This is a genomic window from Microvirga soli (genome assembly GCF_016734765.1).
GTDB classification, from domain to species: Bacteria; Pseudomonadota; Alphaproteobacteria; order Rhizobiales; family Beijerinckiaceae; genus Microvirga; species Microvirga soli.
In genome coordinates, this window is sequence record NZ_JAERQE010000138.1 from 1 (window position 1) to 1388 (window position 1388).

General features: G+C 63.1%; 1 protein-coding gene. It reads left to right on the plus strand.

What is annotated here, in order from left to right; genetic code table 11:
- Positions 1–62 precede the first annotated feature (62 nt).
- Complete coding sequence (locus JKL45_RS29530; RefSeq protein WP_201865324.1) at positions 63–1103, plus strand: IS110 family RNA-guided transposase; 1041 nt, start codon at positions 63–65, stop codon at positions 1101–1103.
- Positions 1104–1388 lie beyond the last annotated feature (285 nt).

The following is a 1388-nucleotide window of genomic DNA, read 5'->3' on the forward strand; positions in this document are numbered from 1 at the left end:
CCCCTTACGGCATCGCTGTGCCAGAATGAGGCCGTGAGAGGCTCAAACACAGGAGACCGTCCGTGGACCAGATTATCCGCATCGGAATGGATACGTCAAAGCACGTCTTCCAGCTGCACGGGGTGAATGCCGCCGAGGAGCCGGTCCTGCGCAAGAAGCTGCGGCGCCAGGACATGGTGGCGTTCTTCACGAACCTGCCGCCAACCGCGGTTGCGATAGAGGCCTGCGGCGGCTCGCACCATTGGGCGCGCCTGCTGCAAGCGTTAGGCCATCAGGTGAAGATGATCGCACCGCAACTTGTGAAGCCATATGTCAAGCGTGGCAAGAACGATGCGGCTGATGCCGAGGCGTTGTGTGAGGCGATGAGCCGGCCAAGCATGCGCTTTGTGCGGGTCAAAACGGCGGAGCAGCAGGCAGCCCTGATGCTGGTAGGCCTGCGCGATCGGCTGATCCGTCAGCGCACCCAACTGACGAATGCGATCCGTGGGTATGCGACCGAGTTCGGATTAGTTGCGGCGAAGGGGCTGGTGAAGATCGAGCCGCTCTTGGAGCGCATTCGAGAGGATGACACGCTGCCGGCACTGGCGCGGGAGCTGTTTGAGATCCACGCGCGGGAGTACACGCAGCTGCAGGCGCAGTTGGAGGAGATCGACGACAAGCTGATGGTCTGGCATCGTGCCAATGAATGCAGCCGACGCTTGGCCAAGATCCCCGGGGTGGGCCCGATCGGTGCTACGATGCTGGTGATGAAGACACCTGCCCCTGAGGCCTTCCGGTCCGCCCGCCATTTTGCCGCCTGGCTCGGCTTGACCCCCAAGGATCATTCGACCGCCGGCAGGGTGCGGCTGGGGGTGATTACGCGGGCCGGTGACGAGGCCTTGCGCAGCGTGCTGGTGGTCGGCGCCACGGCTGTCATCCGGCATGCTCAGCGGAGCCAGACCAGGGCGTCGCCCTGGCTCATCGCGCTGCTCAAGCGCAGGCCGCCGAAGCTGGCAGCGGTAGCCCTGGCTAACAAGATCGCCCGGATCGCCTGGAAGCTGATGGTCTCCGGCGAGCACTACGCAGCGCGGATTGGTCCCGTCGGATCGGGTGGTGCGGCGTAGATTGCGGCTCGGCACGGTGAGCCGATGACCTGCCCTCGTGCGGAGCCGATGACGGAACTTGCAAGGTGACGAGGAGATGGTGTGATCGATCGATCCTAATCCCGAGACACTCCGAATGTGCCACTGGCCCTTTGAGGTCGCGAAAGTGTTTGGAACTTGGGTGGCGGAACCCATCTTGGCCAGCGTTCATGTGCGAGCGCGACAACAGGCCGGACATATGACCGCAAGCGATCCGATCAAACTATATCCAAATCTTCTTGCGAGGCGGGGGCCGTCCACATATGG